Annotated in this window: 24 protein-coding genes; 11 read left to right on the top strand and 13 right to left on the bottom strand. The window is 62.1% G+C overall.

Features of this window, described 5'->3' with window-relative positions; translation table 11 throughout:
- The first annotated feature begins 15 nt into the window (after positions 1 to 15).
- Entirely contained in the window at positions 16 to 2,388 is a 2,373-nt protein-coding gene (locus GWK36_RS13930) for a nitric oxide reductase activation protein NorD (RefSeq protein ID WP_166272014.1), read from the top strand.
- A gap of 25 nt (positions 2,389 to 2,413) precedes the next feature.
- On the opposite strand, the gene GWK36_RS13925 is transcribed toward GWK36_RS13930, so the two are convergent.
- A complete protein-coding gene (locus GWK36_RS13925) occupies positions 2,414 to 2,794 on the bottom strand; it encodes a hypothetical protein (RefSeq protein WP_246237593.1) in 381 nt (126 codons plus the stop codon).
- Positions 2,795 to 2,935: 141 nt separating this feature from the next.
- Between GWK36_RS13925 and GWK36_RS13920 the strand changes: the two genes are divergently transcribed.
- Complete coding sequence (locus GWK36_RS13920) at positions 2,936 to 4,159, top strand: cyclic di-GMP phosphodiesterase (RefSeq protein ID WP_166272012.1); 1,224 nt, start codon at positions 2,936 to 2,938, stop codon at positions 4,157 to 4,159.
- 14 nt (positions 4,160 to 4,173) lie between these two features.
- On the opposite strand, the gene GWK36_RS13915 is transcribed toward GWK36_RS13920, so the two are convergent.
- The 3 genes from GWK36_RS13915 to GWK36_RS13905 form a co-directional block, all read right to left on the bottom strand.
- Positions 4,174 to 4,506 (bottom strand): STAS domain-containing protein, encoded by a 333-nt coding sequence (locus GWK36_RS13915; protein WP_166272010.1) that lies wholly within the window; start codon positions 4,504 to 4,506, stop codon positions 4,174 to 4,176.
- Positions 4,507 to 4,683: 177 nt separating this feature from the next.
- Positions 4,684 to 6,351 carry a DNA repair protein RecN gene (recN, locus tag GWK36_RS13910; RefSeq protein ID WP_166272008.1) on the bottom strand — a complete coding sequence of 556 codons (1,668 nt, stop codon included), beginning with the start codon at positions 6,349 to 6,351 and terminating at the stop codon, positions 4,684 to 4,686.
- A complete protein-coding gene (locus tag GWK36_RS13905; protein ID WP_166272006.1) occupies positions 6,345 to 7,247 on the bottom strand; it encodes an NAD(+) kinase in 903 nt (300 codons plus the stop codon). Before GWK36_RS13905 ends, recN begins: the two co-directional genes overlap by 7 nt.
- Positions 7,248 to 7,496: 249 nt before the next feature.
- Here GWK36_RS13905 and hrcA point away from each other — a divergent pair, with 249 nt between their 5' ends.
- The 4 genes from hrcA to dnaJ all read left to right on the top strand — a co-directional run bounded on the left by hrcA (position 7,497) and on the right by dnaJ (position 12,662).
- Positions 7,497 to 8,573, top strand: coding sequence for a heat-inducible transcriptional repressor HrcA (gene hrcA / locus GWK36_RS13900; protein ID WP_246237592.1), 1,077 nt, complete (start codon positions 7,497 to 7,499; stop codon positions 8,571 to 8,573).
- Between the two features lie 85 nt (positions 8,574 to 8,658).
- A complete protein-coding gene (gene grpE, locus GWK36_RS13895) occupies positions 8,659 to 9,339 on the top strand; it encodes a nucleotide exchange factor GrpE (RefSeq protein WP_166272004.1) in 681 nt (226 codons plus the stop codon).
- An 80-nt stretch (positions 9,340 to 9,419) separates the two neighbouring features.
- Entirely contained in the window at positions 9,420 to 11,351 is a 1,932-nt protein-coding gene (dnaK, locus tag GWK36_RS13890) for a molecular chaperone DnaK (protein WP_166272002.1), read from the top strand.
- 165 nt (positions 11,352 to 11,516) lie between these two features.
- Complete coding sequence (gene dnaJ, locus GWK36_RS13885) at positions 11,517 to 12,662, top strand: molecular chaperone DnaJ (protein ID WP_166272000.1); 1,146 nt, start codon at positions 11,517 to 11,519, stop codon at positions 12,660 to 12,662.
- 6 nt (positions 12,663 to 12,668) lie between these two features.
- Here dnaJ and GWK36_RS13880 read toward each other — a convergent pair whose 3' ends face one another.
- Positions 12,669 to 13,580 (bottom strand): DUF808 domain-containing protein, encoded by a 912-nt coding sequence (locus GWK36_RS13880; protein WP_166271998.1) that lies wholly within the window; start codon positions 13,578 to 13,580, stop codon positions 12,669 to 12,671.
- 84 nt (positions 13,581 to 13,664) lie between these two features.
- Here GWK36_RS13880 and ubiT point away from each other — a divergent pair, with 84 nt between their 5' ends.
- Positions 13,665 to 14,138 carry a ubiquinone anaerobic biosynthesis accessory factor UbiT gene (gene ubiT, locus GWK36_RS13875; RefSeq protein WP_166271996.1) on the top strand — a complete coding sequence of 158 codons (474 nt, stop codon included), beginning with the start codon at positions 13,665 to 13,667 and terminating at the stop codon, positions 14,136 to 14,138.
- Between the two features lie 884 nt (positions 14,139 to 15,022).
- Complete coding sequence (locus GWK36_RS13870; RefSeq protein WP_166271994.1) at positions 15,023 to 15,553, top strand: TIGR00645 family protein; 531 nt, start codon at positions 15,023 to 15,025, stop codon at positions 15,551 to 15,553.
- On the opposite strand, the gene GWK36_RS13865 is transcribed toward GWK36_RS13870, so the two are convergent.
- From GWK36_RS13865 to ruvB, 3 genes are all read right to left on the bottom strand, one after another.
- Positions 15,547 to 16,689, bottom strand: coding sequence for a GGDEF domain-containing protein (locus GWK36_RS13865; protein ID WP_166271992.1), 1,143 nt, complete (start codon positions 16,687 to 16,689; stop codon positions 15,547 to 15,549). The two genes, GWK36_RS13870 and GWK36_RS13865, sit on opposite strands and share 7 nt — an antisense overlap.
- A 139-nt stretch (positions 16,690 to 16,828) precedes the next feature.
- Entirely contained in the window at positions 16,829 to 17,008 is a 180-nt protein-coding gene (locus tag GWK36_RS13860; RefSeq protein WP_166271990.1) for a YgaP family membrane protein, read from the bottom strand.
- Positions 17,009 to 17,124: 116 nt separating this feature from the next.
- Positions 17,125 to 18,177: a Holliday junction branch migration DNA helicase RuvB gene (gene ruvB, locus GWK36_RS13855; RefSeq protein ID WP_166271988.1), complete on the bottom strand. Its 1,053-nt coding sequence runs from the start codon at positions 18,175 to 18,177 to the stop codon at positions 17,125 to 17,127.
- A gap of 116 nt (positions 18,178 to 18,293) precedes the next feature.
- Between ruvB and GWK36_RS13850 the strand changes: the two genes are divergently transcribed.
- Genes GWK36_RS13850 through GWK36_RS13840 form a run of 3 tightly spaced genes read left to right on the top strand, consistent with a single transcriptional unit; the run spans position 18,294 to position 21,039 of the window.
- Positions 18,294 to 19,775: a DUF2491 family protein gene (locus tag GWK36_RS13850; protein WP_166271986.1), complete on the top strand. Its 1,482-nt coding sequence runs from the start codon at positions 18,294 to 18,296 to the stop codon at positions 19,773 to 19,775.
- Positions 19,776 to 19,794: 19 nt separating this feature from the next.
- Positions 19,795 to 20,220, top strand: coding sequence for a DUF350 domain-containing protein (locus GWK36_RS13845; RefSeq protein WP_166271984.1), 426 nt, complete (start codon positions 19,795 to 19,797; stop codon positions 20,218 to 20,220).
- 48 nt (positions 20,221 to 20,268) lie between these two features.
- Positions 20,269 to 21,039 carry a hypothetical protein gene (locus GWK36_RS13840; protein ID WP_166271982.1) on the top strand — a complete coding sequence of 257 codons (771 nt, stop codon included), beginning with the start codon at positions 20,269 to 20,271 and terminating at the stop codon, positions 21,037 to 21,039.
- Between the two features lie 298 nt (positions 21,040 to 21,337).
- Here the strand turns inward: GWK36_RS13840 and GWK36_RS13835 are convergent, their stop codons facing one another.
- The 5 genes from GWK36_RS13835 to moaB are packed head-to-tail and all read right to left on the bottom strand — an operon-like array spanning position 21,338 to position 24,081.
- Positions 21,338 to 21,631 carry a type II toxin-antitoxin system RelE/ParE family toxin gene (locus GWK36_RS13835; protein ID WP_166271980.1) on the bottom strand — a complete coding sequence of 98 codons (294 nt, stop codon included), beginning with the start codon at positions 21,629 to 21,631 and terminating at the stop codon, positions 21,338 to 21,340.
- Positions 21,616 to 22,047 carry a hypothetical protein gene (locus tag GWK36_RS13830; RefSeq protein ID WP_166268960.1) on the bottom strand — a complete coding sequence of 144 codons (432 nt, stop codon included), beginning with the start codon at positions 22,045 to 22,047 and terminating at the stop codon, positions 21,616 to 21,618. The genes GWK36_RS13835 and GWK36_RS13830 overlap by 16 nt, the downstream gene beginning before the upstream one ends.
- Positions 22,048 to 22,050: 3 nt before the next feature.
- A complete protein-coding gene (gene moaD / locus GWK36_RS13825) occupies positions 22,051 to 22,305 on the bottom strand; it encodes a molybdopterin converting factor subunit 1 (protein WP_166271978.1) in 255 nt (84 codons plus the stop codon).
- Between the two features lie 10 nt (positions 22,306 to 22,315).
- A complete protein-coding gene (locus tag GWK36_RS13820; protein WP_166271976.1) occupies positions 22,316 to 23,554 on the bottom strand; it encodes a molybdopterin molybdotransferase MoeA in 1,239 nt (412 codons plus the stop codon).
- A complete protein-coding gene (gene moaB / locus GWK36_RS13815) occupies positions 23,551 to 24,081 on the bottom strand; it encodes a molybdenum cofactor biosynthesis protein B (RefSeq protein WP_166271974.1) in 531 nt (176 codons plus the stop codon). The genes GWK36_RS13820 and moaB overlap by 4 nt, the downstream gene beginning before the upstream one ends.
- Positions 24,082 to 24,090 lie beyond the last annotated feature (9 nt).

The following is a 24,090-nucleotide window of genomic DNA, read 5'->3' as shown; positions in this document are numbered from 1 at the left end:
GCTAGAGGGAGAGCCATGAGTATCGATTTCGCCGAACATCTGGCCTGTCTCAAAGATGGTCCTGAGTCCGGCCATCTGCAAGCGCTTGAGTCGAGCTATCACGAGGCGGCGCGGGTGATGTCGCCGCGTGGTCTCGACAACTATCTGCGCGGCATTCGGGCGCTCTGCGACCTGAATCGCGGCACCGACCTGGTCTTGACCTATGTCCAGGAGATGCCAGGGGTCGCCAAGGAGGTGGGCGAGGACGTCGTCCCCGATGTGATCACGGCACTGTTGAAGCTGGCCTCACATACCTCGGGCACGGTCCTGACCCTGATCATGGGCACCTTGCCCCTGGCCGCAAGCCGTTTCGGCGACATCGAACTCGTGCGCGGTTATCTCAATCTGCTCCATCAGCTTGCGGCCAAGGCCCCGCGCGGTCTGCGCCCGATGATGGAGAACATGGACGAGCTACTCACCAAGCTGACCTTGGGGGGGCTGAGGCGCTGGGCGCTGTGGGGCGCGCAGGCACATGCGCGCGATTTTGAGGGCCAGGCGGCCTATTTCGGGCTCAAGACCGAGTCAGCGCGCGCGGTGTTGCAACAGGAACGGCGCGGGACCCTGTTCGTGGATACCCAGCGCCGGCTCAACTTCTATCTACGCGCGCTCTGGGGCCGCGCCTTCTTCCTGCGGCCTACCTCAGGTGACTATGAGACGCGCACCGGTCTTCGCCCCTTCATCTCCGAGTTTCAGATCTATCTGCCCGATGCCTTCGATGATTGGCGGGGGATCAAGGGGGCGGAGATCTATCGCGCCGCCGCTGCCCATTGCGCCGCGCACCTGGTCTATACGACTGCCCCCCTGGAGGCCGCAGGTCTAAGTCCGGTTCAGCGCCTGTTCATCGGACTCTTCGAGGATGCGCGCATCGAGGCCCTGGCTGAGCGCGATTTTCCAGGGCTCAAGCGCCTGTGGTTACAGTTCTTCGCTGCTGAGACCCAGGCCAATGAGTCGGCGCCGCATCCTGTGGTTGACCTTATGCAGCGCCTCGCGCGTGCCCTGCTCGATGCGGGCTATCGCGACGCTGATCCCTGGCTCGCGCAGACCGCCGCTGCCTTTCAGTCGGCCTTGGCCGAGCGGCCTGGGGATCACCAGCTCAGTTGGCAGGCGGGGATGGCGTTTGCCGAACGCCTTGCCCAGCAGTATCAGCTCCCCAGCCTACGGATACTCGAGGACTGGCAGATCCCCTATCGCGACGATAATGACTTTATCTGGGAGTTTGACGAAAACCTCTTCCTGACCCGCGGCAGTGACTATCTGCCGGATCGCCCCAATCAGGTGCGCCGCTATGTCAGCGTCATGGAGATGGTCAACGAGGTCGATTGCGAGCTCGCCGGCGACGATGCACAGGAGGTCTGGGTGCTCGCCACCCCCTTTTGGCTCGATCAAGAGGGCTGCACCATCAATGAGCTCGAGGGCAAGGAACCTGTCTCCGATCCTTATCACTATCCCGAATGGGACTATCAGGTGCAGCTCCACCGTCCGGATTGGGTGACCGTGATCGAACGCCGGCAAGGGCGCGGCGATCCCGAGCTGATGGAGACGATCCTGACCACGCATCGTCCGGTCGCCAGCCGCATCCGCTATCTGATCGATGCCCTCCAGCCGCAGGGCGTCATCCGTAAGCGCGGCTACGAGGAGGGGGAGGAGCTCGATCTAGATGCGGCGATCCGCGCCATGATCGATATCCGCCGCGGCATGATGCCCGACCCCAGGATCAATGTCCGCATCACCCGCCATGTCCGGGATTTAGCGATCCTGTTGCTCCTGGATCTTTCGGAATCGACCAAGCAAAAGGTCGGGGTCAAGGAGGGCGAACCCGGCTATGAGGAGGCTCCGAGCATCCTGGATCTCACCCGCGAATCGACTGGACTTCTCGCCTGGGCGATCGCAGCGATCGGCGACCGCTTTGCCATCCATGGCTTTGCCTCGGATGGGCGGCATGATGTCCAGTATTACCGGTTCAAAGACTTCGACCGGCCCTATGATGATGAGGCCAAAGCGCGGCTGGCGGGGATGCAAGGGGGGCTTTCGACGCGGATGGGGGCGGCGATCCGGCATGCAGGTTGGCATTTGGGCCAACAGCCGGCGCAAAAGCGCCTGTTGTTGATCATCACCGATGGTGAACCGGCGGATATCGATGAGCGCGATCCCCAGTATCTGCGTCAGGATACCAAAAAGGCGGTCGAGGAGCTGCGCATGCGGGGTATTCACACCTATTGCCTAACGCTGGACCCTCATGCCGACCGTTATGTCGCACGGATCTTTGGCGAGAACGGCTATGCGATCGTCGATCAGGTCGAGCGGCTGCCCGAGCGTCTGCCGGCGGTCTTTGCCGCCCTGACTGCCTGAGACCCGTCCTGCCTAGGATGCGTCATCAATGGCGTGCCTGGCGCGCCGCCTCTTCGCGGGTATAGAAGCGCCCATCGCGCACAAAGCCCGAGATCACTGACGCATCCACTGCGATGACATGTCCCAGGGCATCGCGTGCCCGCACCCAGGCGTCAGGCAGGCCGTCGAGGATATGGATGGGCGCGGGTGTGCCATCGCGGAAACGCGACAGGACCCATTCGCCGCTTTTCTGGTTGAGATAGGCGGGACGAAAGCCGAGACAGGCATTGTTTTGGCTGATCCCCAGGCTGGCTGCGTAACGCTGGTTTTCCTCGCGGAGGATCTCAACGCTGAGCATAGCGCTGCGGTAGGTGCGCGGGTTACGCAGGCCGTCGTGGATCTGCATCTCGTTTGTTGGGCTGGTCATGGCAGTTGACCTCGACACCGATTATCACCCTAGCCAGGATCCGGCATATTCCATGCCAGTTTGCGGCTAAGATCATTCATGCCTATCCTTCATCCATCTAGGTTATCGGCCGGCGCGCGTATTCCCATTAGCCCCATTGCCATGATCAAAAAGGTCAGCGTCAACGATTTACGGATCGGCATGTATATCCATGATCTCAACTGCGGTTGGTTGGACCATGGGTTCTTGCGCAACCGTTTTCGCATCCGCTCTGCATCCCATATCGAGAACATCCGCCGTCTGGGGGTGCATGAGGTCTATATCGATACCGATAAGGGCTATGACTTGCCTGATGCACCGAGCGAGGGCGAGGTGGTCGAGGCCCTTGAACGCGAGCTCGACAAGGTCGCAGCTGAAGGCCAGGACTGTCTGCAACCGGAGACGCTCGCCCAGGAGCGGGTCAAGGCGCAGCGGATCCATAGCGAGGTGCTGCAACTTATCAGTAGACTCATGCAGGACGCCCGGTTGGGCCTGCCGATCCAGATTGACCAGATACGCGTGACCATCGCTGAGCTGGTAAGCTCGATCTTTCGCAATCAAAACGCGCTTTTGGCCTTAGGTCGGATCCGGCATGCCGACCGTTACACCTTCGAGCACTCGGTCAATGTCTCCGTGCTGATGGTGGCCTTCGCCCGCGAACTGGGGCTTGATCCCGAGGTGATCGAGGTGATCGGAATCGGGGCCTTGCTCCACGACATCGGCAAGACCAAAACCCCGGAGGCGATCCTCAATAAACCGGGGCGCCTGACAGATGAAGAATTTGCCATCATGCGCAGCCATGTCGTCCACAGCCGCGAGATCCTGGCGCGCATCCCGGGGTTTCCGGATGTGGCATTGGCCGTCGCCGCCGAGCATCATGAGCGCTTGGATGGGACGGGCTATCCCGAGGGTAAGATAGGAGAGGCGATCAGTTTCTATGGCCGTATGGCGTCGATCGTTGATGTCTATGACGCCATCACATCTGACCGAGTCTATCATCGCGGGATGGAGCCGCATCAGGCGCTGCGCAAGCTCCTGGAATGGAGCCGCTATCACCTTGATCCCCAATTGGTGCGCCACTTCATCCGCTGTGTCGGCGTCTATCCAGTTGGAAGCCTGGTGCGCTTGGAAAGCCAGCGCCTCGCAGTGGTCTTGGAGAACAAACGGAAGGGCGTTCAAGAGCCGATCGTCCGGGTGGTGATGGACGCCCGCTGGCGGAGGTTCTTACCAGTCGAGGATCTGGATCTTGCTCTCAAGATACGCGGGGCCAAGGATCGGATCCTCGGCGTCGAGGATCCGGGGCATTGGGGGATCGATTGTGACGAGATCCTGCGTCTGCCCGTCTAGGCCGCTAGACGGCCTCAATGCCTCCCGATTGGCGCAACATCCTGAGGGATGATGCCCAAGGCATTACGCAGGACATGCAGCAAGCGTCCGAGCATCTCGGGGCGGTCGCTTAAGACCACCACTCGAGCGCCAAGCTGTTGCAAACGTTCATTGAGCATCCATAGAAGCGCCAGACCGGAGTCAAAGATCCTTTCGAGACGGGTCAGGTCTAGGATACAGGTCTGGAGGTTGGCTGGTAGCTCGGCAAAGACCCGACACATCTCGTCTGTCAGCGTCAGATCTAGGTCGCCATCGAAGGCGAGATCGAGCCGGTCTTCGGTGGGGATGAACGAGGCAGTCAAGGGCATGACATCATCCTCCTCTCTTGTTGTCTTATTTTGTCGTGGCTGTATGCCTGTCAGCGGCGATCTGTCTTCTCTTCGCGTGCCGACCTAGTTCAATACAGATGAGCCGTCGCGCAATCTTGGCATCCATCAGTCCAGGTTCTAGGTCGCGCGGGATGCCTTTCAGTCTAGCCTTTCTTGTCAGCGCCTCCAAGCCAACATCTCGATGGCGTGATCGCGGGTGCGGGCAGTGATCTCGGTGCCGCCGAGCATGCGGGCGATCTCGTCGATACGCGCCCGTTCATCCAAGGGGTCGATGCGGGTAAAGGTCTGGCCCTCAATGGTTTCTTTGCGTACCCGCAGCTGATGATGGGCCTGGGCGGCGACCTGGGGGAGATGGGTGATACAGAGTATCTGCCGCGCCTCGCCGAGCTTGCGCAGCAGTCGCCCGACAATCTCGGCCACGGCCCCGCCGATCCCGACATCGACCTCATCGAAGACCAGCGTTGGCACCTGGCCGCATTCGGCGGTCGCTACCCGGATGGCGAGACTGATACGCGAGAGCTCACCCCCAGAGGCGACCTTGGCGAGCGGGAGCAATGGTTGGCCGGGGTTGGCAGTGACCCGCATCTCGATGTGTTCCAGACCATGAATACCTGCTCGCTCGGGCGGCAGTGGATCGAGCAGGATGCTCAGTTGGCTGCCCTCCATTCCGAGCTGTTTGAGTGAACGCGTGACCGTGATCGCCAGGCGCTCGGCAGCACTGCGTCTGGCCTCGGTGAGCTGGTTGGCCGCCGCCAGGAAATCTTGCCAGGCCAGATCGCGCTGTGCGCGCAGTTCATCCAGGCTGAGGTCCGAGGTCTCGATGGCATGTCGTTCAGCGCGCGCGCGTTCGAAGAGGGCGGGCAGCTCCTGGGGGCGGACCCGGTATTTGCGGGCTAGGTGATGGATCTGGGCCAGACGCTCCTCGACCCTAGCGAGTGCCGCCGGGTCGAGGTCCAGGCCGTCGAGATAATGACGCAGCTCGCTTGCAGCCTCGCTGACATGGATGGTTGCCGTATCGAGCAATTCACGGGTTGCAGCAAGCCTGGGATCGATCGCGTTGAGCTCCGCTAGCTCATGGGCAGCGCCGCGTAATTGGTCTTCGATCGTTAGCTCGCCCTCAGCGAGCAAGACCAAGAGACGCCCGACTACCTCTTGCAGACGCTCGAGGTGGCTGAGTCGGCGCTGTTCCTGATCGAGGTGCTCGATCAGCTCGGGCGTCAGCCCCAAGGCATCGAGCTCGGAGATCTGGAAGCGCAAAAACTCCAGGCGTGCTGCGCGGTCGGCACTCGCCGACGCAAGCGCCCTTAGCTGTTGATCGTACTCGCGAAAGGAGCAAAAGGCCGCAGCCACAGCCGCAGTCAATGCGCTATGCCCACCATAGGCGTCGAGCAGATCGCGCTGGGCGTCGGCGCGCAGAAGCAGATGATGGGCGTGCTGGCCGTGGATATCGACTAGGTGCTTGCCTAGATCGCGTAACTGGGTCATTGTGACCGGGCGGTCGTTGATAAAGGCGCGCGAGCGGCCTTCGCGCAAGATCAGGCGGCGCACAACACAGTGATCGCCCTCATCGAGACCCTGATCCGCTAGCCACGCCTGGGCTTGCGGGTTCTGTTTGAGAGCGAACTCGGCGAGGATCTCGGCGCGCTCGCGTCCTACTCGGATCAAATCCGCCTCGGCCTTGTCGCCCAGCACCAGGCCCAGCGCCTGGATCAGGATGGATTTGCCCGCGCCGGTCTCGCCGGTCAGAGCGGTCATCCCTGCCTGACATTCGAGTTCCAACTGGCTGACGATGGCTAGATCCCGAACCTGAAGATAGGTCAACATAGCCGGTCCTGTCTCAATGCATGATGGCCACCCCAATGCAGCTTGGCGCGCAGGATCTGATAATGATCATGCCCCTTGGGATGGATCAGCCGGACCCAGTGTGGATGGCGAGTGATGCGTACCCAGGCGCCCGGCGGCAATTGCAGATCCCTTTGCCCGTCGCAACTGACCTGGACATGGCCCCGTTCGGCGCCGCAAACCCGGACCTCGATGGCGCAACGCCCTGGTACCACCAAAGGGCGGTTGCTTAAATCATGCGGACAGATCGGGACCAGCAGGATCGCATCCAGGGCGGGGTCAACCAGAGGCCCGCCACCTGAAAGGGCATACGCGGTCGAACCGGTCGGGGTGGAGACAATCAGGCCGTCGGAGCGTTGGGCGCTGACGAATCGTCCATCGATCCAGATCTCGAGCTCGATGATTCGAGCTGTCCCCCATTTATGCAGGGTGACATCGTTGAGCGCAGGTTCAGGTTCGCCGTCCCCCTCGGCAGTGCGAATCTGGGCAGCGAGCATGGCCCGCCGGTCCAGATCGAACTCACCGGCCAGGATGCCATCGAGCGCCATCTCTAATGCATCCGGCGAGACATCGACCAAAAAGCCTAAGCGCCCGAGATTGACACCCAGGATCGGTACTTCATGGACGGCGAGGGCACGGGCGGCATGGAGCAGGGTCCCGTCACCGCCGATGAGGATGACCAGGTCGCAGCAGGCGCCTAGCTGCGCCAGGGTGCGGGCCTGACCGAGCGGGGCCTTGAGCAGAGAGGCGGTCTCGGTTTCGATGAATACCTCGAGCGCGCGCCGATGCAGATAGTCATACAGGCGCGTCAAGGTCCCGCGTACCCGCTCAGGGTCGCCTTGTTTCGAGATCAAGCCGAGGGTCCTGAAGCTTGTCATAGGCGCGCAGGTGAGAATAGTGCAAGCGATCGGTGTGCTAGGAGGCCAGATGTCGGTGCCAGATAATTTTATACTGTTCTCCACCGGCGCGCCGGACCGCCTCTTGGCCTTGCCGGTGATCGAGCCCTCTGCGGTATCCGGCCTTGACACCGGCGGGGCGAGACCCTAAAGTCATTGTTAGCACTCTTGATTGATGAGTGCTAAAATAACAGCGCCGCTCGTACAAAACCGATTGATCCATTGCGTAACGTGACGACTGGCAAAAGCCTCACTATCAACACCGGTCAAGCCCCTGTCGAGGTACAGGTAAGCGAGCGTGCCTTGCATTTTCTCAAGGCACTGATCGAGCGTTATATCCGCGATGGCCAGCCGGTTGGATCGCGCACCCTGGCCCGCGATGCTGGGCTGGATCTCAGTCCGGCGACGGTGCGCAACGTGATGGCCGACCTCGAGGAACTGGGTCTGATCGCTTCGCCTCATACCTCGGCAGGACGGGTGCCGACTGTGGCCGGTTACCGGCTGTTCGTCGATACGCTCTTGACCGTGCACCCACCCGCAGAAGAGGATATCGCCTTCTTGCGCAGCCAATTCAATGCCCGCCTTGATCCCAAGACATTGATTGAAAAGGCCTCAAATCTATTATCGGGCCTGACCCATCTCGCGGGTGTGGTGATGTTGCCGCGTCATGAGCGTCATGCCTTCCGCCATATCGAACTGCTGCCGCTGTCGGAGTCGCGGGTGCTCGTCATCCTGGTCACAAGCGAAGGGGAGGTCCATAATCGGATCATCACCACTGAACGGCGCTTCAGCCACAACCAGCTCGAACAAACGGCTAATTATCTCAACCAGATGTTTACCGGTCAGGACCTCAAGGAGGTGCGCCGGCGTCTGTTCCAGGAGCTCCAGGACACCCATGCGCATATAGATCAGGTGATGCGGCGTGCCCTTGCCATGGCCCAGGATGTCATGGAAAGCGCAGAGGATCAGGATGATTGTTATATTGCCGGCCAAACCAATCTGATGGAATTCGACGAACTGGCCAACCTGGACCGGCTCAAGCAGTTATTCGACGCCTTTACCCAAAAACGTGAGATTCTGCATATCTTGGACCGCTGTATTGCCGCCGAGGGGATGCAGATCTTTATCGGTGAAGAGTCCGGCTATTCGTTGCTCGGCGATTGTAGTCTGGTGACCACACCCTATCGGGTCGATGATCAGGTCGTCGGGGTATTGGGGGTGATCGGACCGACGCGCATGGATTATCAGCGTGTAATCCCGATCGTCGATGTGACGGCGCGGCTGTTGTCAGCGGCCTTACGCCACTGAAGGTCCAAGATGCAGGGCCGGCCTGCAAAGGCTGCCCGTTGAGGACTAAGGGCGATTTATCTCAAAGTCAGAGGTCATGATGTCGATGAATATGGAATCACGGCAGACTGAGCCAGGCGCTCAGATTAGCGAGGCCGCGCGGCGGGAGGCGGTGGATGCCTATCGAGAGGCCCTCGCAGTCGATGAGACACCGGCAGCCATGCCAGAGACGAGCGAGACTCGGCCAGAGGAGACCGTAAGCGGGATAGGGGACGCGGCTAGTGCAGCGGGCGAGCCTTCGGTCGCTGAGCTCAGCGCGGCGCTAGATGCGGCGCGGTCCGAGATCGAGGAGAGCCGCAACCAGGTGCTGCGCGCCCGCGCTGAGCTCGAAAACATCAAGCGCCGGCATGCCCAAGAGCTGGAGAAGGCGCACAAATTTGCGCTCGATGCCTTTGTGCGCGAGCTTCTGCGGGTCCGCGACAGCCTGGAGCTGGGGTATGCTGCTGCCCTGGAAGCGACCGCCAGCATCGACCAATTGCGCGAAGGCACCGCCTTGACCCTCAAGCTGCTTAGCGATGTCATGGAACGATTCGGGGTTGGGGTGATCGATCCGCTCAATCAGCCATTCGATCCCGAGTTTCATCAGGCGATGTCCATGCAGCCGCGCGAGGACCTCCCGGCCAATACCGTCGCGCTGGTGGTCCAGAAGGGCTATACCCTCAACGGACGCCTGGTGCGCCCGGCTCTGGTGGTCGTCTCGCAGGCACCAGGGGCTGAATCTGCTTGAAGGCCGTGGCTTCTCCCCACAATTAACCCCAGTTCGGCGCATAGGCGCCCTGAACAGCAAGCTTTAGGAGATGACGGATTATGGGAAAAATCATCGGTATCGACCTCGGCACCACCAACTCATGTGTGGCCGTGATGGAAGGCGGCAATGTCAAGGTCATCGAAAACGCCGAAGGCGATCGCACCACGCCCTCGATCGTTGCCTTTACCAACGATGGTGAGGTATTGGTCGGTCAGGCTGCCAAGCGCCAGGCAGTCACCAACCCCAAAAACACCCTCTTTGCCATCAAACGCTTGATCGGTCGGCGTTTTGATGACGCCATCGTCAAGAAGGACATCGACATGGTCCCGTACAAGATCGTACGGGCCGACAATGGCGATGCCTGGGTCGAGGTCAACGGCAAAAAGATGGCCCCGCCGGAGATCTCGGCCAAGGTGCTGCAAAAGATGAAGAAGACTGCCGAGGATTATCTCGGTCATCCGGTCACCGAGGCGGTGATCACCGTCCCTGCCTATTTCAACGACTCGCAACGCCAGGCGACTAAGGACGCGGGGCGGATCGCTGGGCTAGATGTCAAGCGTATCATCAACGAGCCGACCGCCGCGGCGTTGGCCTATGGCATGGACAAAAAACGCGGCGATCAAAAGATCGCGGTCTATGATCTGGGCGGTGGGACCTTCGACATCTCGATCATCGAGATCGCCGAGGTCGAGGGCGAGCACCAGTTCGAGGTCCTTTCGACCAATGGCGATACCTTCCTGGGTGGCGAGGATTTCGACAAGCGCATCATCGATTGGCTGGTCACCGAGTTCAAGAAGGAGCAAGGGATCGATCTGCGCAACGATCCTCTGGCCCTACAACGCCTGAAGGAGGCGGCGGAAAAGGCCAAGATCGAGCTCTCCTCCAGCCAGCAGACCGATATCAATCTGCCCTATATCACCGCGGATCAGACCGGGCCCAAGCATCTCAATGTCAAGCTGACCCGCGCCAAGCTCGAATCCCTGGTCGAGGACCTGATCGAGCGCACCATGGAGCCCTGTCGCATCGCCCTCAAGGATGCGGGGCTTACCGCCGGTGAGATCGACGAGGTCATCCTGGTCGGTGGCCAGACCCGCATGCCAGCGGTGCAGGCCAAGGTTGAGCAGTTCTTCGGCAAGCCGCCGCGCAAGGATGTCAATCCCGACGAGGCGGTCGCCATCGGCGCGGCGATCCAGGCAGGTGTCCTGGGCGGCGAGGTCAAGGACGTCCTGTTACTGGATGTCACGCCCCTGTCGCTCGGCATCGAGACCCTCGGCGGGGTCATGACCAAACTGATCGAGAAGAACACCACTATCCCGACCTCTGCCAGTCAGATCTTCTCGACTGCCGAGGACAACCAGACCGCGGTCACGGTCCATGTGCTCCAAGGCGAGCGTGAACGCGCTGCCGACAACAAGTCGCTTGGCCGCTTCGATCTGACGGGCATTCCGCCAGCACCGCGGGGCGTGCCCCAGATCGAGGTCAAGTTCGACATCGATGCCAATGGCATCCTCAATGTCTCGGCGCGCGACAAGGCGACCGGCAAGGAGCAATCGATCGTCATCCGCGCCTCTTCGGGTCTCTCCGAGGAGGAGATCCAGCGCATGATCAAGGACGCCGAGGCCCATGCCGAGGAGGATCGCCGTTTCCATGAGCTGGTCGTCGTGCGCAATCAGGCCGACAGTATGATCCATGCGACCCGTAAATCCCTGGAACAGCTTGGCGATCAGGTCGAGGCAAGCGAACGCGAGGCCATCGAGTCGGCGATCAAGGAGCTCGAGACCGCGATGAAGGGCGAGGACAAGGCCCGCATCGACTCCCTCACCAAACGCTTGGGTGACCTTTCGGGCAAGATGGCTGAGCGCCTCTATGCCAAGGGCGGCGCGGGTGCAACCGGCGGCGATTCCGCCGGCAGCGGGTCTGGCGGCAGCGGCCGCACCAATGACGACGTAGTCGATGCCGAGTTCGAAGAGGTCAAGGACGACAAACGTTAAACAGGAGAGAATGCCGCTGCTGGATGCAGGATCATCGGCGGCGGCCTTGGATCGATCCATTCAGGCGTCTAGCCTGGTCAGGGCATGAGGGCTAGTCCTGGGTAAGGATCCAGGCGATGAACGAACGCAAGACTGGCTTCTGCCGCTGACGACCGACAACCATCCATGGCAAAACGCGACTACTACGAGATCCTGGGGGTCCAACGCAACGCCAGCGAGGCCGACATCAAAAAGTCCTTCCGGCGGCTGGCGATGAAATACCACCCTGACCGCAATCCAGGCGACAAGGAGGCAGAGGCCAAGTTCAAGGAGATTAAGCTCGCCTATGACGTGCTCAGTGACCCCAAGAAGCGTTCCGCCTATGACCAGTTCGGTCATGCCGGCGTAGAAGGCACCGGTGACTTCGGCGGATTCGGCGGGGCAGCGGAGGGCTTTGCAGGCGCGGCCTCGTTTTCTGACATCTTCGGGGATGTCTTCGGTGATATCTTTGGCGCGCGTACTGGAGGGCGGCGGTCACAGCGGGGCGCCGATCTACGCTATGACCTGTCGCTGACCCTCGAAGAGGCGGTCGCGGGTAAAGAGGTCAAGCTGCGTATCCCCACCCTGGTCGATTGCCAGTTCTGCAATGGCTCTGGCGCTAAGGCCGGCACCAAGCCCCGGACCTGTCCGACCTGCGGTGGTCATGGTCAGGTCCGCATCCAGCAGGGGTTCTTTGCCATCCAACAGACCTGCCCTGAGTGCCGCGGCACGGGTCTGCTCATCGATGAGCCCTGTCCGCACTGCCGAGGCCGGGGGCGGGTCCAGCAGGAAAAGACACTCTCGGTCAAGATCCCGGCAGGGGTCGATACCGGCGACCGCATCCGGTTGGCCGGTGAGGGCGAGCCAGGTGAACATGGCGGGCTGCCGGGCGATCTCTATGTCCAGATCCAGGTCCTGGAGCACCCCATCTTTACCCGTGAGGGTGCCGATCTCTATTGTCAGGTGCCGATCGGTTTCGTCACCGCGGCGCTCGGCGGCGAGCTTGATGTACCCACCCTCGATGGCAAAGTGGTGCTCAAGATCCCGCCCGGCACCCAGACCGGCAGGTTGTTTCGCATCCGCGGCAAGGGGATCAAACCGGTGCGCGCGACCACCCCAGGCGATCTCATCTGCCGGGTTGTGATCGAGACACCCGTCAACCTGACCGAGCATCAAAAGGACCTCCTGCGCCAGTTCGAGGCCAGCCTGCAAGAGGGTGGGTCACACCACAATCCCCAGTCCCACTCCTGGCTCGACGGGGTCAAGAACTTTTTTGAGCGAATGGGCCTGTAGGCCCGCCTAGTGGCCTGGCCTGCCGATGCGCTCTGCGACCTGCTGCCACATCCAGAACACGGCGCCCCCGGCTGCAAGACCGAGCAGGACCTCGGTAAATAGGGTGGCAAATCCGGCCCAGCCCGGCCCGAGGTCTGCAAGCCAATGATGCAGGGGTAGGGCATGGGCCAGGATGCTGCCGCCGACCAAGAACATTGCCCCCGTCCCGACGACCGAGAGGCCCCTCATCAGCCAGGGTGCGCCATGCAGCAAGACACGCCCCAGCCTGCGCAGGGCGATGACATGCCACCCGGCGCCGGGGCGCTGGCTTAGATACAGGCCCAGGTCATCGAGCTTGACGATGAGCGCGACCAGACCATAGACCCCCAGGGTCATCAGGACCGCGACGATCGAAAGCACCAATGTCTGGGTCAGGAGATCGGCCTGTTCGACCGTGCCGAGCGCGATGACGATGATCTCGGCCGATAGGACAAAGTCGGTGCGGATCGCACCCCGGATCTTGGCTTGCTCCAAGGCCGCCGCATCCGTCCCTACCGCCATTCCCTCCGCCCCATGGGCTGTTTGCCCTTGGCCTGCAGCAGTGCGGCGGGCCCATTGATGGGCGAGCTTTTCTACGCCTTCGTAACAGAGATATAAGCCGCCGAGGACTAAAAGCGGCAGGACCGCCCAGGGCGCTAAGGCGCTGATCGCCAATGCCAGAGGGACCAGGATCGCTTTGTTGATCGCAGAACCCTTGGCCACTGCCCAGATCACGGGTAGCTCGCGCTCGGCTCGGATACCGCTCACCTGTTCGGCGTTGACGGCCAGATCGTCGCCGACGACCCCAGAGGTCTTTTTGGCCGCGGCCTTGGTCAAGAGCGCGACATCATCCAGGACGCTGGCGATATCATCGAGCAGTGCGAGCAGACTGGTGGCCATGAGGTTCTCCGGTGCTTGTATCGAAGGGATGGAGTGGAGAGAATCGCAGCCTATTGTGCAACGATTGGAAACGGAATGAACGCGATGCCGAGCCTGCCCCGCGTGTTATACCCCCTGACCCTGCCCCTGCGTCTGGTCCCTGGGACCCTGCATAGCCAAGCACTAGCCGCCATCCTCAATCAAGTGATGCGCGAGGCCATCGCTGCCGGCGAGCTGGATTTTCTTCAAGGCCGGCAGATCGCCATCGAGATTGCGGATCTAGGGCTGCGTTACCGCCTGGGCCTAGAAAACGGTTGTATCCGCGGTTATGGCGACACTCGCCCCGCTGACGCCAGCATCGCTGGCGATCTATATGAGTTTCTGCTTTTGGCTGCACGGCGTGAGGACGCCGACACCCTCTTTTTCCAGCGCCGGCTGCGTATGTCGGGTGATACCGAGCTCGGTCTGTATCTCAAAAACTTTCTCGATGCCTTCGAGCCGCCGCCACGCTGGAGACCTTTGGTGCGCGCCCTCGAACGGCTTGCCGATCTGCGCCTGCCAGGGAAGGGCAGCGCCTAGCGCCGACCTGGCGGCGAGTTGCCTCACCGGACTTAGACCCGAAAGCGCGAGCTCTCCTGCTGGAGCTGGTCGGCGAGATCGCCCAGCTGATTGCCTCATACCGAGCCGATGCGCCGATCTGATGGCGCGCAGCGTTCTGCAAGCGCTGCTGCATGCCGACTGTGCGCAAATCAGGCCTCATCCAGTCCTGTCCGCTGCGCCCCCGCAAGATCCAGACCGCTAACGGCAAGGCGTTTATCGAGCGGTCTATTACCACCGCTGAGCGCATGCTGGCAGGCAAGCACGCCTGCGCTGCGTTGGGTGCCGTGCTTGGCAGCATGCTGCGGCGCACACCTCCCCGCAGGGTGCGCAGACCACGGGCAGGGTAGAGCGCGTCAACGGTCGTAGCGAGGAGGGGCTTAGGAGCCACCACTTGGTCAGCGGCCAGGATCTGGAGCACACTCTCTTGCGCTGTGCCTGGCCCTCCAACCATCATCTGCCCCAGGCCGCCCTCAACGCTCGAACGCCCCTGCCGGCCATGCAGGACTGATATCAGCAGCGACCAGCATGTTGCACGAGTGACCCTATAATTATGCGGGATATGACACGCTCAAGGGTCTCGAGCCCTGGATGGATGGCTTTGGGGTGGCAGCGGGATGGGCCAGGGATCGTCGGCCGAGAATTGATCATCGCACCAGGACAGACCAGCAGCATAGCCAGGACAGATTCAAACGAGCGCATGATGCTGTCTCCAGGTTGTCATCGCGGGTGGCATCCTGATGCGCTTGCGCCATCTCTGTTATGACATGCAATGAAAAGGTGGTTTAAGCCAATCCGCTAGGGTCAGTGGATTGAATTCTCTACAATCGGCGAGTGTTTTCCGTTTAGGTGACAGGGGAACCAAGGTGCTCGAACGCATCATCGAACGTTTGCTATATGCCAGCCGCTGGCTGCTGGCGCCCGTTTATCTAGCGCTGTCCTTGGGGCTAATCGCGCTGTCCGTCAAGTTTTTCCAGGAGCTCTATCACCTGTTCTCCCACATCCTGGAGATCTCCGAATCGGACATGGTCTTGGTGGTCTTGGCCTTGATCGACCTGTCGCTCGTCGGCAGCCTGCTGGTGATGGTGATGTTCTCGGGCTATGAGAACTTCGTCTCGCGCATCGATGTGCGTGAAGGCAGCGACGAGCTCGATTGGATCGGCAAGCTCGATGCGGGGACGCTCAAGCTCAAGGTGGCGGCCTCGATCGTCGCCATCTCATCGATCCATCTCTTGAAGATCTTTGTCAATGTCCCTCACGTCCCCAACGACAAGCTCCTCTGGTACGTAGTCATCCATTTGACCTTCGTGGTCTCGGCGCTGCTGATGGGTGTGCTCGACCGTATCTCCTTTGCCTCACATCGCACCCACGCCGAGCATCCCCCAGAGGGTCATTGAGCGGACACAACAGTGGCCGTCACGATCTGGTCGCGCCCGCCCGTTTTGGCCTGGTAGAGGGCGCTATCGGCATCCTTCAGCCATTCCTCGGGGGTTGCATGATCGCGTAACTCGGCGATCCCTATCGAGACCGTCAGGTCGATCCCTTGGCCGTCATACTCGATGCGCATGATGCGCACCGTATTGAGCAGGCGCTCGGCCAAAGGCAGGGCCTGGGTGAGTGCTGTATCCGGCAGGATCACGGCAAACTCCTCGCCGCCATAGCGCGCCACCACATCGCTTTTGCGCGGAAAGCCTTTGGTGCATGCCTTGGCCAGTTCCTTGAGCACATGATCCCCCGCTGGGTGGCCGTAGGTGTCGTTGATCATTTTAAAATGATCGGCATCCACCATGACCAGACAGGCCGGTTCGCCCGAGAGCTTGGAGAGCTCAAAGATCCTCTCGAGCTGGCGGTCGAATGTCTTGCGATTGGCGACCTGGGTCAAGGGATCGATCGCCGACTCACGCCTGGCCTCATCGAGCTCGCCGCGCAGACTCTGCAGCCGATTGTTCAACTCTGCCAAAAGCGCTTGATTGCGCCGTTCACGCTCGCGCGCGATCTCGGTGATCGATTCGACTGCAGCCAGTGCCTCGCGGCTTAAGACCTCCAAGGGGGCGTTTTGTTCGATGGTCTGGCGCAACCGCTCCACTACCGACATCACCTGAACTTGCTCCTCTTGATCCTCAGCGAGCGCCATCCCGACGGTCTTGACAAACTCGCCCATCACCTGTCGGGTTACCACGATCTGACGGTTGACAAAGCTCTGTTCGCTGCGGCGCATGCGGGTCACGAAATCGCGCAGACCGCTCCAATCGCGGCGTGCAGGGTTCGCCGCCGGCGACGGGGCGGACGCAGCGCGGGCCTGGTTCACAGGCGCAGCGGTCAGGATATGGATGCACCAGCGCTCGATCTGTTCGGCGAGGGTGGATGCCTTGATCTCATCCAGGTCAAAGGCGTATTGGCCGAGGATTCTCAAGATCGAGGCCATTTGATCGAGCGCCACCTGCTCGGCAGGGCTAGCGGGGGAAAGGGGAGATCCAGTGACCTCTGGCTGTTCAGCAGGCAGTTTATCGGGGTTGCGTTTCCAAAGCTTCATAGCAGTTTCTCAGCGCCTGCGGCAGTGAGGGGCCGATAGCACCAGGAGGTTAACGGGTTCGAGACCTCAAGGCGGGAGGGTTTTGCCAGGATACGGGCCACAGGGCCGCATCCTGGCAAGCTCAGACCACAGACCGGGGTTAGCGGGTGGTATCGATGTTCAGCACACTATAAGCGGGGCAGGTGCGCAGATAAGCCGTCGCCAGGAGCGCCAACCCAAACCATACCATCAGGCTGCTCTTGGCCACGCCGATCAATACGAGGAAGGTACCGGCAATGAAGCGAACCATCCGGTCACCTCCGCCAATATTCTTGGTCATGACGCTTCTCCAACATGATTGATGTAAGAAGGACACCTTCTCGATATAGCCGCGGCTACAGCGAGCGCGAGCGCGCGGCGCCTATACCATAGAACAAAATGGGTTGAAGGTACACTTCAGGGCTGGCTGCCGACCGCGGCCAAGGGGGCGAGCAGGTCTGAGGTGGGTAGCGATTTTGCAGGAAGCCCGAGGTACTGATACGCCAATGCAGTAGCCACCCGCCCGCGCGGGGTGCGCATCATGAACCCCTGCTGGATCAAAAAGGGCTCGATCACATCCTCGATGGTGCCGCGTTCCTCGCCGATGGCGGTAGCCAGGCTCTCGACCCCGACGGGACCGCCGTCGAACTTATCGATGATCGTTGACAACAGCCGCCGATCGAGATGATCGAGCCCGCGCGCATCGACCTTAAGTAGAGTGAGCGCCTGGTCGGCGATCGCGGCGGTGATCCGGCCATCGCCGCGCACCTGGGCATAGTCGCGCACCCGCCGCAGTAGGCGATTGGCGATCCTTGGCGTGCCGCGGGCGCGGCGCGCGATCTCGGCGGCGCCCGCCGGTTCCGCTGCGATCCCCAGGATCTGCGCCGAACGCATGACGATCTGGGCCAGATCCTCAGCCGTGTAATATTCGAGCCGCTGGACGATCCCGAAGCGGTCGCGCAGCGGCGAGGTCAAGAGCCCGGCACGGGTAGTGGCGCCGACCAGGGTAAACGGCGGCAGATCCAGCTTGATCGAACGCGCTGCCGGTCCCTCACCGATCATGATATCGAGCTGATAATCCTCCATCGCCGGATAGAGGACCTCCTCGACCACTGGGCTTAGGCGATGGATCTCATCGATGAAGAGCACATCGCCCGGCTCTAGGTTGGTGAGCAATGCGGCTAGATCGCCAGGCTTTTCCAGCACTGGCCCCGAAGTCTGGCGCAGATTGACCTGCATCTCATGGGCGATGATGTGCGAGAGCGTCGTCTTGCCGAGGCCAGGCGGTCCGAAGATCAGCACATGGTCGAGCGCCTCAGCGCGCGCCCGCGCTGCGCCGATGAAGATCTCCATCTGTTCGCGGACCGCCGGTTGGCCAACATAGTCGCGCAAACGGCGCGGACGGATCGCCTGCTCGAGGGTATTGTCCTCGGCCCCGGCCGCGGCAGTGATCAATCGTTGTGTATTCATAGACCCCTCGCCAGTAAAACACGCGACCTCAGTGACAGCCTGTTGACCGTCAGATCCATCATAGGGGCGCCGGTTGCCAGGTGACCGTCGGGGGTTCAGAATGAACCTAAACCCATTTGCCGCTCAAATCAATGCTCTCGCCTCGCTCCGGTCTGAACCTGCTGCCCCTGTCCTTGGTCTTGGCCATCGCCTTGATCGCGCCCGCCAATGGCTGGGGCAAGGCCCCGACAGACAACAGCGGCGGGGTACGCTCATCGCTGGGGGTGCGTACCCCCTCTGCCTCTCCGGGGCAAGGGCGCACGGCTTCGACGAGCGCGGGGTATCGTCGTCCATTCCCAAGCGCCGCGACGCCGGCCCCATCGCTTGCGGGCAGCAGCGCCGATCGTGCCATCTCCCGCCAGGCTGCTCGCCAAGCGCTCGATGCCTTCCGCGCCCGCGAGCGCCCGGGCCAGGATGCCGGCGAGGCCCGGGTTCGCCGACCTTCGACTGTTTCCACCCCCCCAGCCGTGCGCCGCCCGTCGGTCCAATGGCCAGCTGATCTCTCTGCCCCGCATCCTGCACCGGTCGCATCTGGCCAGCATCTGCCGGCGAGATCGCGCCTACCAGCGGCCTTTGACTGGTCGAATGCCTGGCCCTGGATTCTGCTCGCTGGGCTTGCGCAACCTGGTGTCACCGAGTTTTTTTATCATCATGCCGAGGATTCGGGCTTTCGCCAATGGCGCGCCGCGGCGGAGGCACGCGCCCAAGGCGATCCGGCGGTCGCCAGCCAGCTTGCCGCCTTGGATGCGGGCATGGCGGCCCTCTCCGGACCCCGCGATCCGAGCTATCCACCGCACTTCGCGGAGCGCAGGACAGCCGCAACTGCGCCCTTTCCCTTTGCGGCCTTGCTGACCGGTCTCTTTGGCCTCTTGCTCGCCGCCATCCTCAGCCTCTTACTTTGGCGGCGTTTCTTTGGCGATGTCGCCATCAAGACGCAGCGGCCTTTCTCTAGCGGACAGATGCCCCGGCCGACTTGGCTACGCCCGGGCATGCTGCTGGCGCTCGATCCGGCGCCCTTTATCCTGGGTGGTCAGACGATTAAGGTCCAGCCGCCCTCGCTGGGAACAGGCGGCCTGGTTGAGGTCGAGCGCCTGACCGAGCTCGCAGGTGATGGCCAAGTCTGGCAGCGGCTCTATGTCGCAGGCGGCACGGCCTTTATCCAGATCCACCTGGACAAGCGCGGTCAGCCTGATGAATGCCGTTATTTCTCGCATCTCGACGAGGTCGCGCCTGCCGATGCCGATGAATGGGCCGTCTGGCTCGATCCTGACCAGGGGCTGATCGGCTGGCCTGAGTTCGAGACCAAAGACGGCGTGCGCTATCAGCGTTTATGGTCACCCGGACCCAAGCGTCTGACGCCGCGCCAGTTTACTGAGTCTGCGATAGACGAGGCGCCCTGTCGCCAGCAGGCCATGCTCTATGTCCGTCCCACGGGCGCCCAAAGCCTGGCACCGCAATTTGAATATCTGTGGATCGCCGCTCACGAACAAGGTAACGGTGCCTGGGTGTCGCTGACCGTCGGCATCGACATCTCGCCCGCCAGCCTCAATCTCAACTGATCATGCTGGAGTTTCGATCGTGACTGAAACCCTCGCCTCGCTCTGGCAGGCCCTGACCAGCGGTCTGCCCCTCTTGCTGTGGCACCTGGCACTTACTCTCGGCCTATTGCTCGCCGGTATCTCCTTGTATACCAAGCTCACGCCCTTTCGCGAATATGAGCTGATCCGCCAAGGCACACTCGCAGCTGGCCTGACCCTGGGTGCTGCCTGGATCGCGCTGGCCATCCCTTTGGCCGTCACCCTTGCCACCAGCCAGTTTTGGCTCGACATCCTGCTCTGGGGGATGGTGGCCGTAGCGATCCAATTACTGACCTTTGGCGTGTGTGTCCTAGTTGCACGCGACCTGCCGGCGGCCATCGCTGCAGACAACCGCGCTGCTGCCTTGCATCTGGCCGGAGTGCAACTAGCCGTGGCCCTCCTCAATGCCGGGGCTATGGCCGGCTAGAACCGCGCCCTGTTGATTGTCCATCTCATCCTTCAGGAACGCCCTATCATGTTGAACTTCATCCGCCACTTCCTTGGGGTCAAGACCGATCAGACCGTCCAGAAAGGGATCGAGGCCCTGGTCCGGTGGGACCCCAAGGGTGCGACCGAGGCAGAACTGCGCGCCATGGAAGAAGAGCTCGACGCCCTGGGAGTGGAGGTCGCCCAGGCGCGTGCCGCCTATGAACGCGAACGGCAGGAGGCCGACGCTATCCAGTCGCTGCTCGACCAGCGCCTTTCTGCTGCCGAGCTCCTGCAATCCCAGATTGCCGCTGAGACCGACCCCGGTCAGCGCGCTGCCCTCGAGCAGAGCCTCAATACCCTCCTTGACCTGCTCGAACAGATGACCCCAGAGGTCGAGCGCGAACGCAGCGAGGCACAGGAGGCCCAAGAGTTTTTGGCGATGCTGGAGCGGGCCTATACCGAGGCCGGCGCCAAGCTCAAGGAGGCGCGGCATCAGTTGGAGCAGGCCGAGCGTGATATGAAACGCGCCGCTCAGCAGCGCCTCCAGGCCGAACGTCAGGCCGAGACCGCACGTCGGGCTGCAGGTTTAAGTACGGCAACCAGCAGTTTGAATGTCGCACTCAAGGCTATGCAAGAGGCGGCAGCGCGTGATCGCGCCCAAGCCGAGGCCGCCAGTGCCAAGGCCCGACTGTTGGCCCCCACTCGCCCCGAGCAGGATGATCCGCATCTCGCCGCAGCGCTCGCCGCCGCCCGCGGTGAACCAGCACCGGCCCAGTCGGCCAGCGAACGTCTAGCGCGACTCAAGGCCAAACAATAGTGAGCGGGGAAGGGCAGCATTATGCCCATCCCCCTAACCTGTCCTCGGACCGGCACCCTTTGGTTTTTTGGAGGGCGGACGATCCCGGCCTTTTTCATCCCCTTCAGTCTGAAGGCTAAAGATGCCTCCAGCGCTCAAGCGCAGTATTGATCCGCCCTTGAGTCGCTTCGGCCTGTTCCACGAAGCCGCATTCGACACACCCAAGATGCGCTCGTGTTGGCCGGTTGCCCCTCGAAATACACTCCCAACACAGACGGTGCGGCAGACTGGCGTAGGGTGTGCATTGCGCACCTTACAGCTAAGGCGCACTGCGCGCGGGGGTAGATGATAAAGGCGCCTGGACAATCGCCAGGAGATGGATGTCTTGGCCCTGGCGCTCATAGAGCAGCGACCAGCCCTGGATGCGACAGGCGCGGATGCCGTCCTCCATCTGCCCCCACCGAGACTCGGCACGAACCAACAGGCGTTCGGCGGCTACCAAAACCTGCTCGACCAGACGCCGCGCCTGGGTCCAAGAGCCGCGGCCGGTGAAGGTGGCGAGCGCTTCCAGGTCATCGAGCGCAGTGCGCGACCAGATCAGCTCTCCAGCCATCGGTCGAGGCGCTGCTTGGCTTCGCTATTGAGATAACCGCGCCCCTGGGCGATGTCCTCGCGCCCGCGCTGGGCCTTTTCCAGGGCATAGAGCTGCCACTGGATCTCCTCGATGGTGCAATCCTCGGGCAATTGGCGCAACAGCTCGGCGACGAGCTGTTTGGCGTTTCTGGACGGCGGCGGGGACGACGGCGGCGGGGAAGGGCGCCGCTGGGCGGTTTCGGCGGCGCGAATGAGGGGGTCGCGGGGCCTGGCGGTCTCCCGCAACGGGGGCACCAGGCGCTCGCCGCCCTCATCGCCCCAGCCCTTGAACCCCTTCGTGGCTGAGGCAGGTAAGGGTTGCTGCCAAGGGGAAGGGCCCTGGGTTGGCGGTTCGATCAGATCCTCGGGAGGATCAAGGGGTACATCGGGTTCCATGCGCTAGCCACCTGTCACCGGCGGAAAGAATGCGACCTCATCGCCATCGCGCACCTGGGCCCCTGGCGGGGAGAGCTCTTGATTGACGGCGCAGAGGACCTGCTGGTCGGGGGCCAGGGAATCGGCCCAGACGCCGCCGCGTCCGCACAGGGAGGCACGCAGGGCGCTGACAGTGCCGAGCTCCTCATACCAATCGAGATGTTCCTCGGAGACCCCGAGGCGCTCGCGCAGGCTGGCGAAATAGCGGACCCAGATCATGGCCTTACACTCAACTCAAAAGTTCGGAAAAGGGCAAGAACTCGACCCGATCGCCGCGTTGCAAGACTCGCTCGGGCTCGAGCTGGACGAACCCATCGGCCCAGACGACCGAGGAGAGCACCGCTGACGAGCGGCTGGGATAGACTTCTACACCCAGCTCGCCGTCTTCCAAACGAACCAGGCGCGCGCGATGAAACTCCATCCGGCGATCGGGCTTGGGCCAATCGAAGGCCGCGCGCACCGGCAACAGACGCGGTGGATGATCGGGATCGATCCCCTGCAATCGTCGGATCAGGGGGCGGGCGAAAAGGAGCGCGGTCACAAAGAGCGAGACAGGATTGCCTGGGCAGCCGAGGATGGGCGTTTGGCCAACCCGACCAAAGGCTACCGGCTTGCCCGGGCGGATCCTAATCTCGCTGAACTCGAGCTGGCCGAGCTGCTCGACCGCAGGTCTGAGGTGATCCTTGTCGCCGACCGAGGCCCCGCCGCTGGCGATGATGAGATCCGCCTTCGATGCTTGGTTTAAGGCGGCAACCGTTGCCCCCAGGTCATCGTGCACAATCCCGAGATCCAAAACCTCGCACCCCCAGTGACGCAAGAGCCCGGCCAAGAGATACCAGTTCGAGTTATAGATCTGGCCCTGCTGTAAGGGGACCCCGGGCTCAACGATCTCATCACCGGTGGTCAGGATCGCGACCCGCAGGCGGCGATAGACCTGCAGGGCGCTGCACCCGATCGAGGCCGCAAGCCCCAGGTGCTGAGGGGAAAGGCGCGTCCCCGCGGCGAGCACCGTGCTGCCCTCGCGGATATCCTCGCCGCGGCGGCGGATATTGGCGCCAACCTGGATGTCCAGCGGGATCTGGACCTCGCCCGCAGATTCGCGACAGACCTCTTGGATGACCACGGTATCCGCGCCATCGGGGATGGGTGCGCCAGTGAATATCCGCGCCGCCGTCCCCAGTGCGAGCGGCTCGCCCATGTGTCCGGCGGGGATGCGCTGGGCGATCGGCAGACACCCACCGCTTGCGGCAAGGTCAGAGATCCGGATGGTATAGCCGTCCATGGCACTGTTATCCCAAGGGGGTACGTCGATAGCGCTCCTCACGGGCTCGGCCAGGACGCGACCGAGCGCATCGGCCAAGGCGACCGTTTCGGTCTCGGTGAGCGGCTGAACAGCCTGGATCAGCCGGGCGACGGCCTGATCCAGGGTCAGGGCCTTGGGTTTACTGGTGCAGGAGGTCTGGCTCATGACTCGCGCAATCGCGGCAGAAGTTGAACGAAGTTGCAAGGTTGGGTGCGGCTGTCGAGCTGGGGCTTGAGGATCCGCTCCCAAGCAGTGCGACAGGCCCCCGTTGAGCCCGGCAGACAAAAGATCAGGGTGGCATTGGCGATCCCTGCGAGCGCCCGCGACTGGATGGTGGAGGTCCCGATCTCAGTGAATGAGAGGCTGCGAAAGAGTTCGCCGAATCCAGGCAGCTCCTTATCGAGCAGGGGTAGCACGGCCTCTGGGGTACAGTCGCGTCCAGTGATCCCCGTCCCGCCGGTGCTGATGATCGCCGCGATCTCAGGGTCGGCGATCCAGCGCGAAAAGACGGCGCGCAAGCGGTAGCGGTCATCGGGGACGATCTCGCGCGCCACCACCCGATGACCTGCCGCCTGCGCTGACTCGATCAATAACTGGCCCGAGCGATCGGTCGTCTCATCGCGGCTGTCCGAGACGGTGAGTATCGCCAGATTCAGCGGTTGGAACGCTTGCTGAGCGGAATGTCCAGACATAGATGTTCA

Source organism: Caldichromatium japonicum (assembly GCF_011290485.1).
In the GTDB taxonomy this organism is placed as follows: Bacteria; Pseudomonadota; Gammaproteobacteria; order Chromatiales; family Chromatiaceae; genus Thermochromatium; species Thermochromatium japonicum.
The sequence above is the reverse complement of the archived record's forward strand: the minus strand, read 5'-3'. Positions and strand labels throughout refer to the sequence as shown.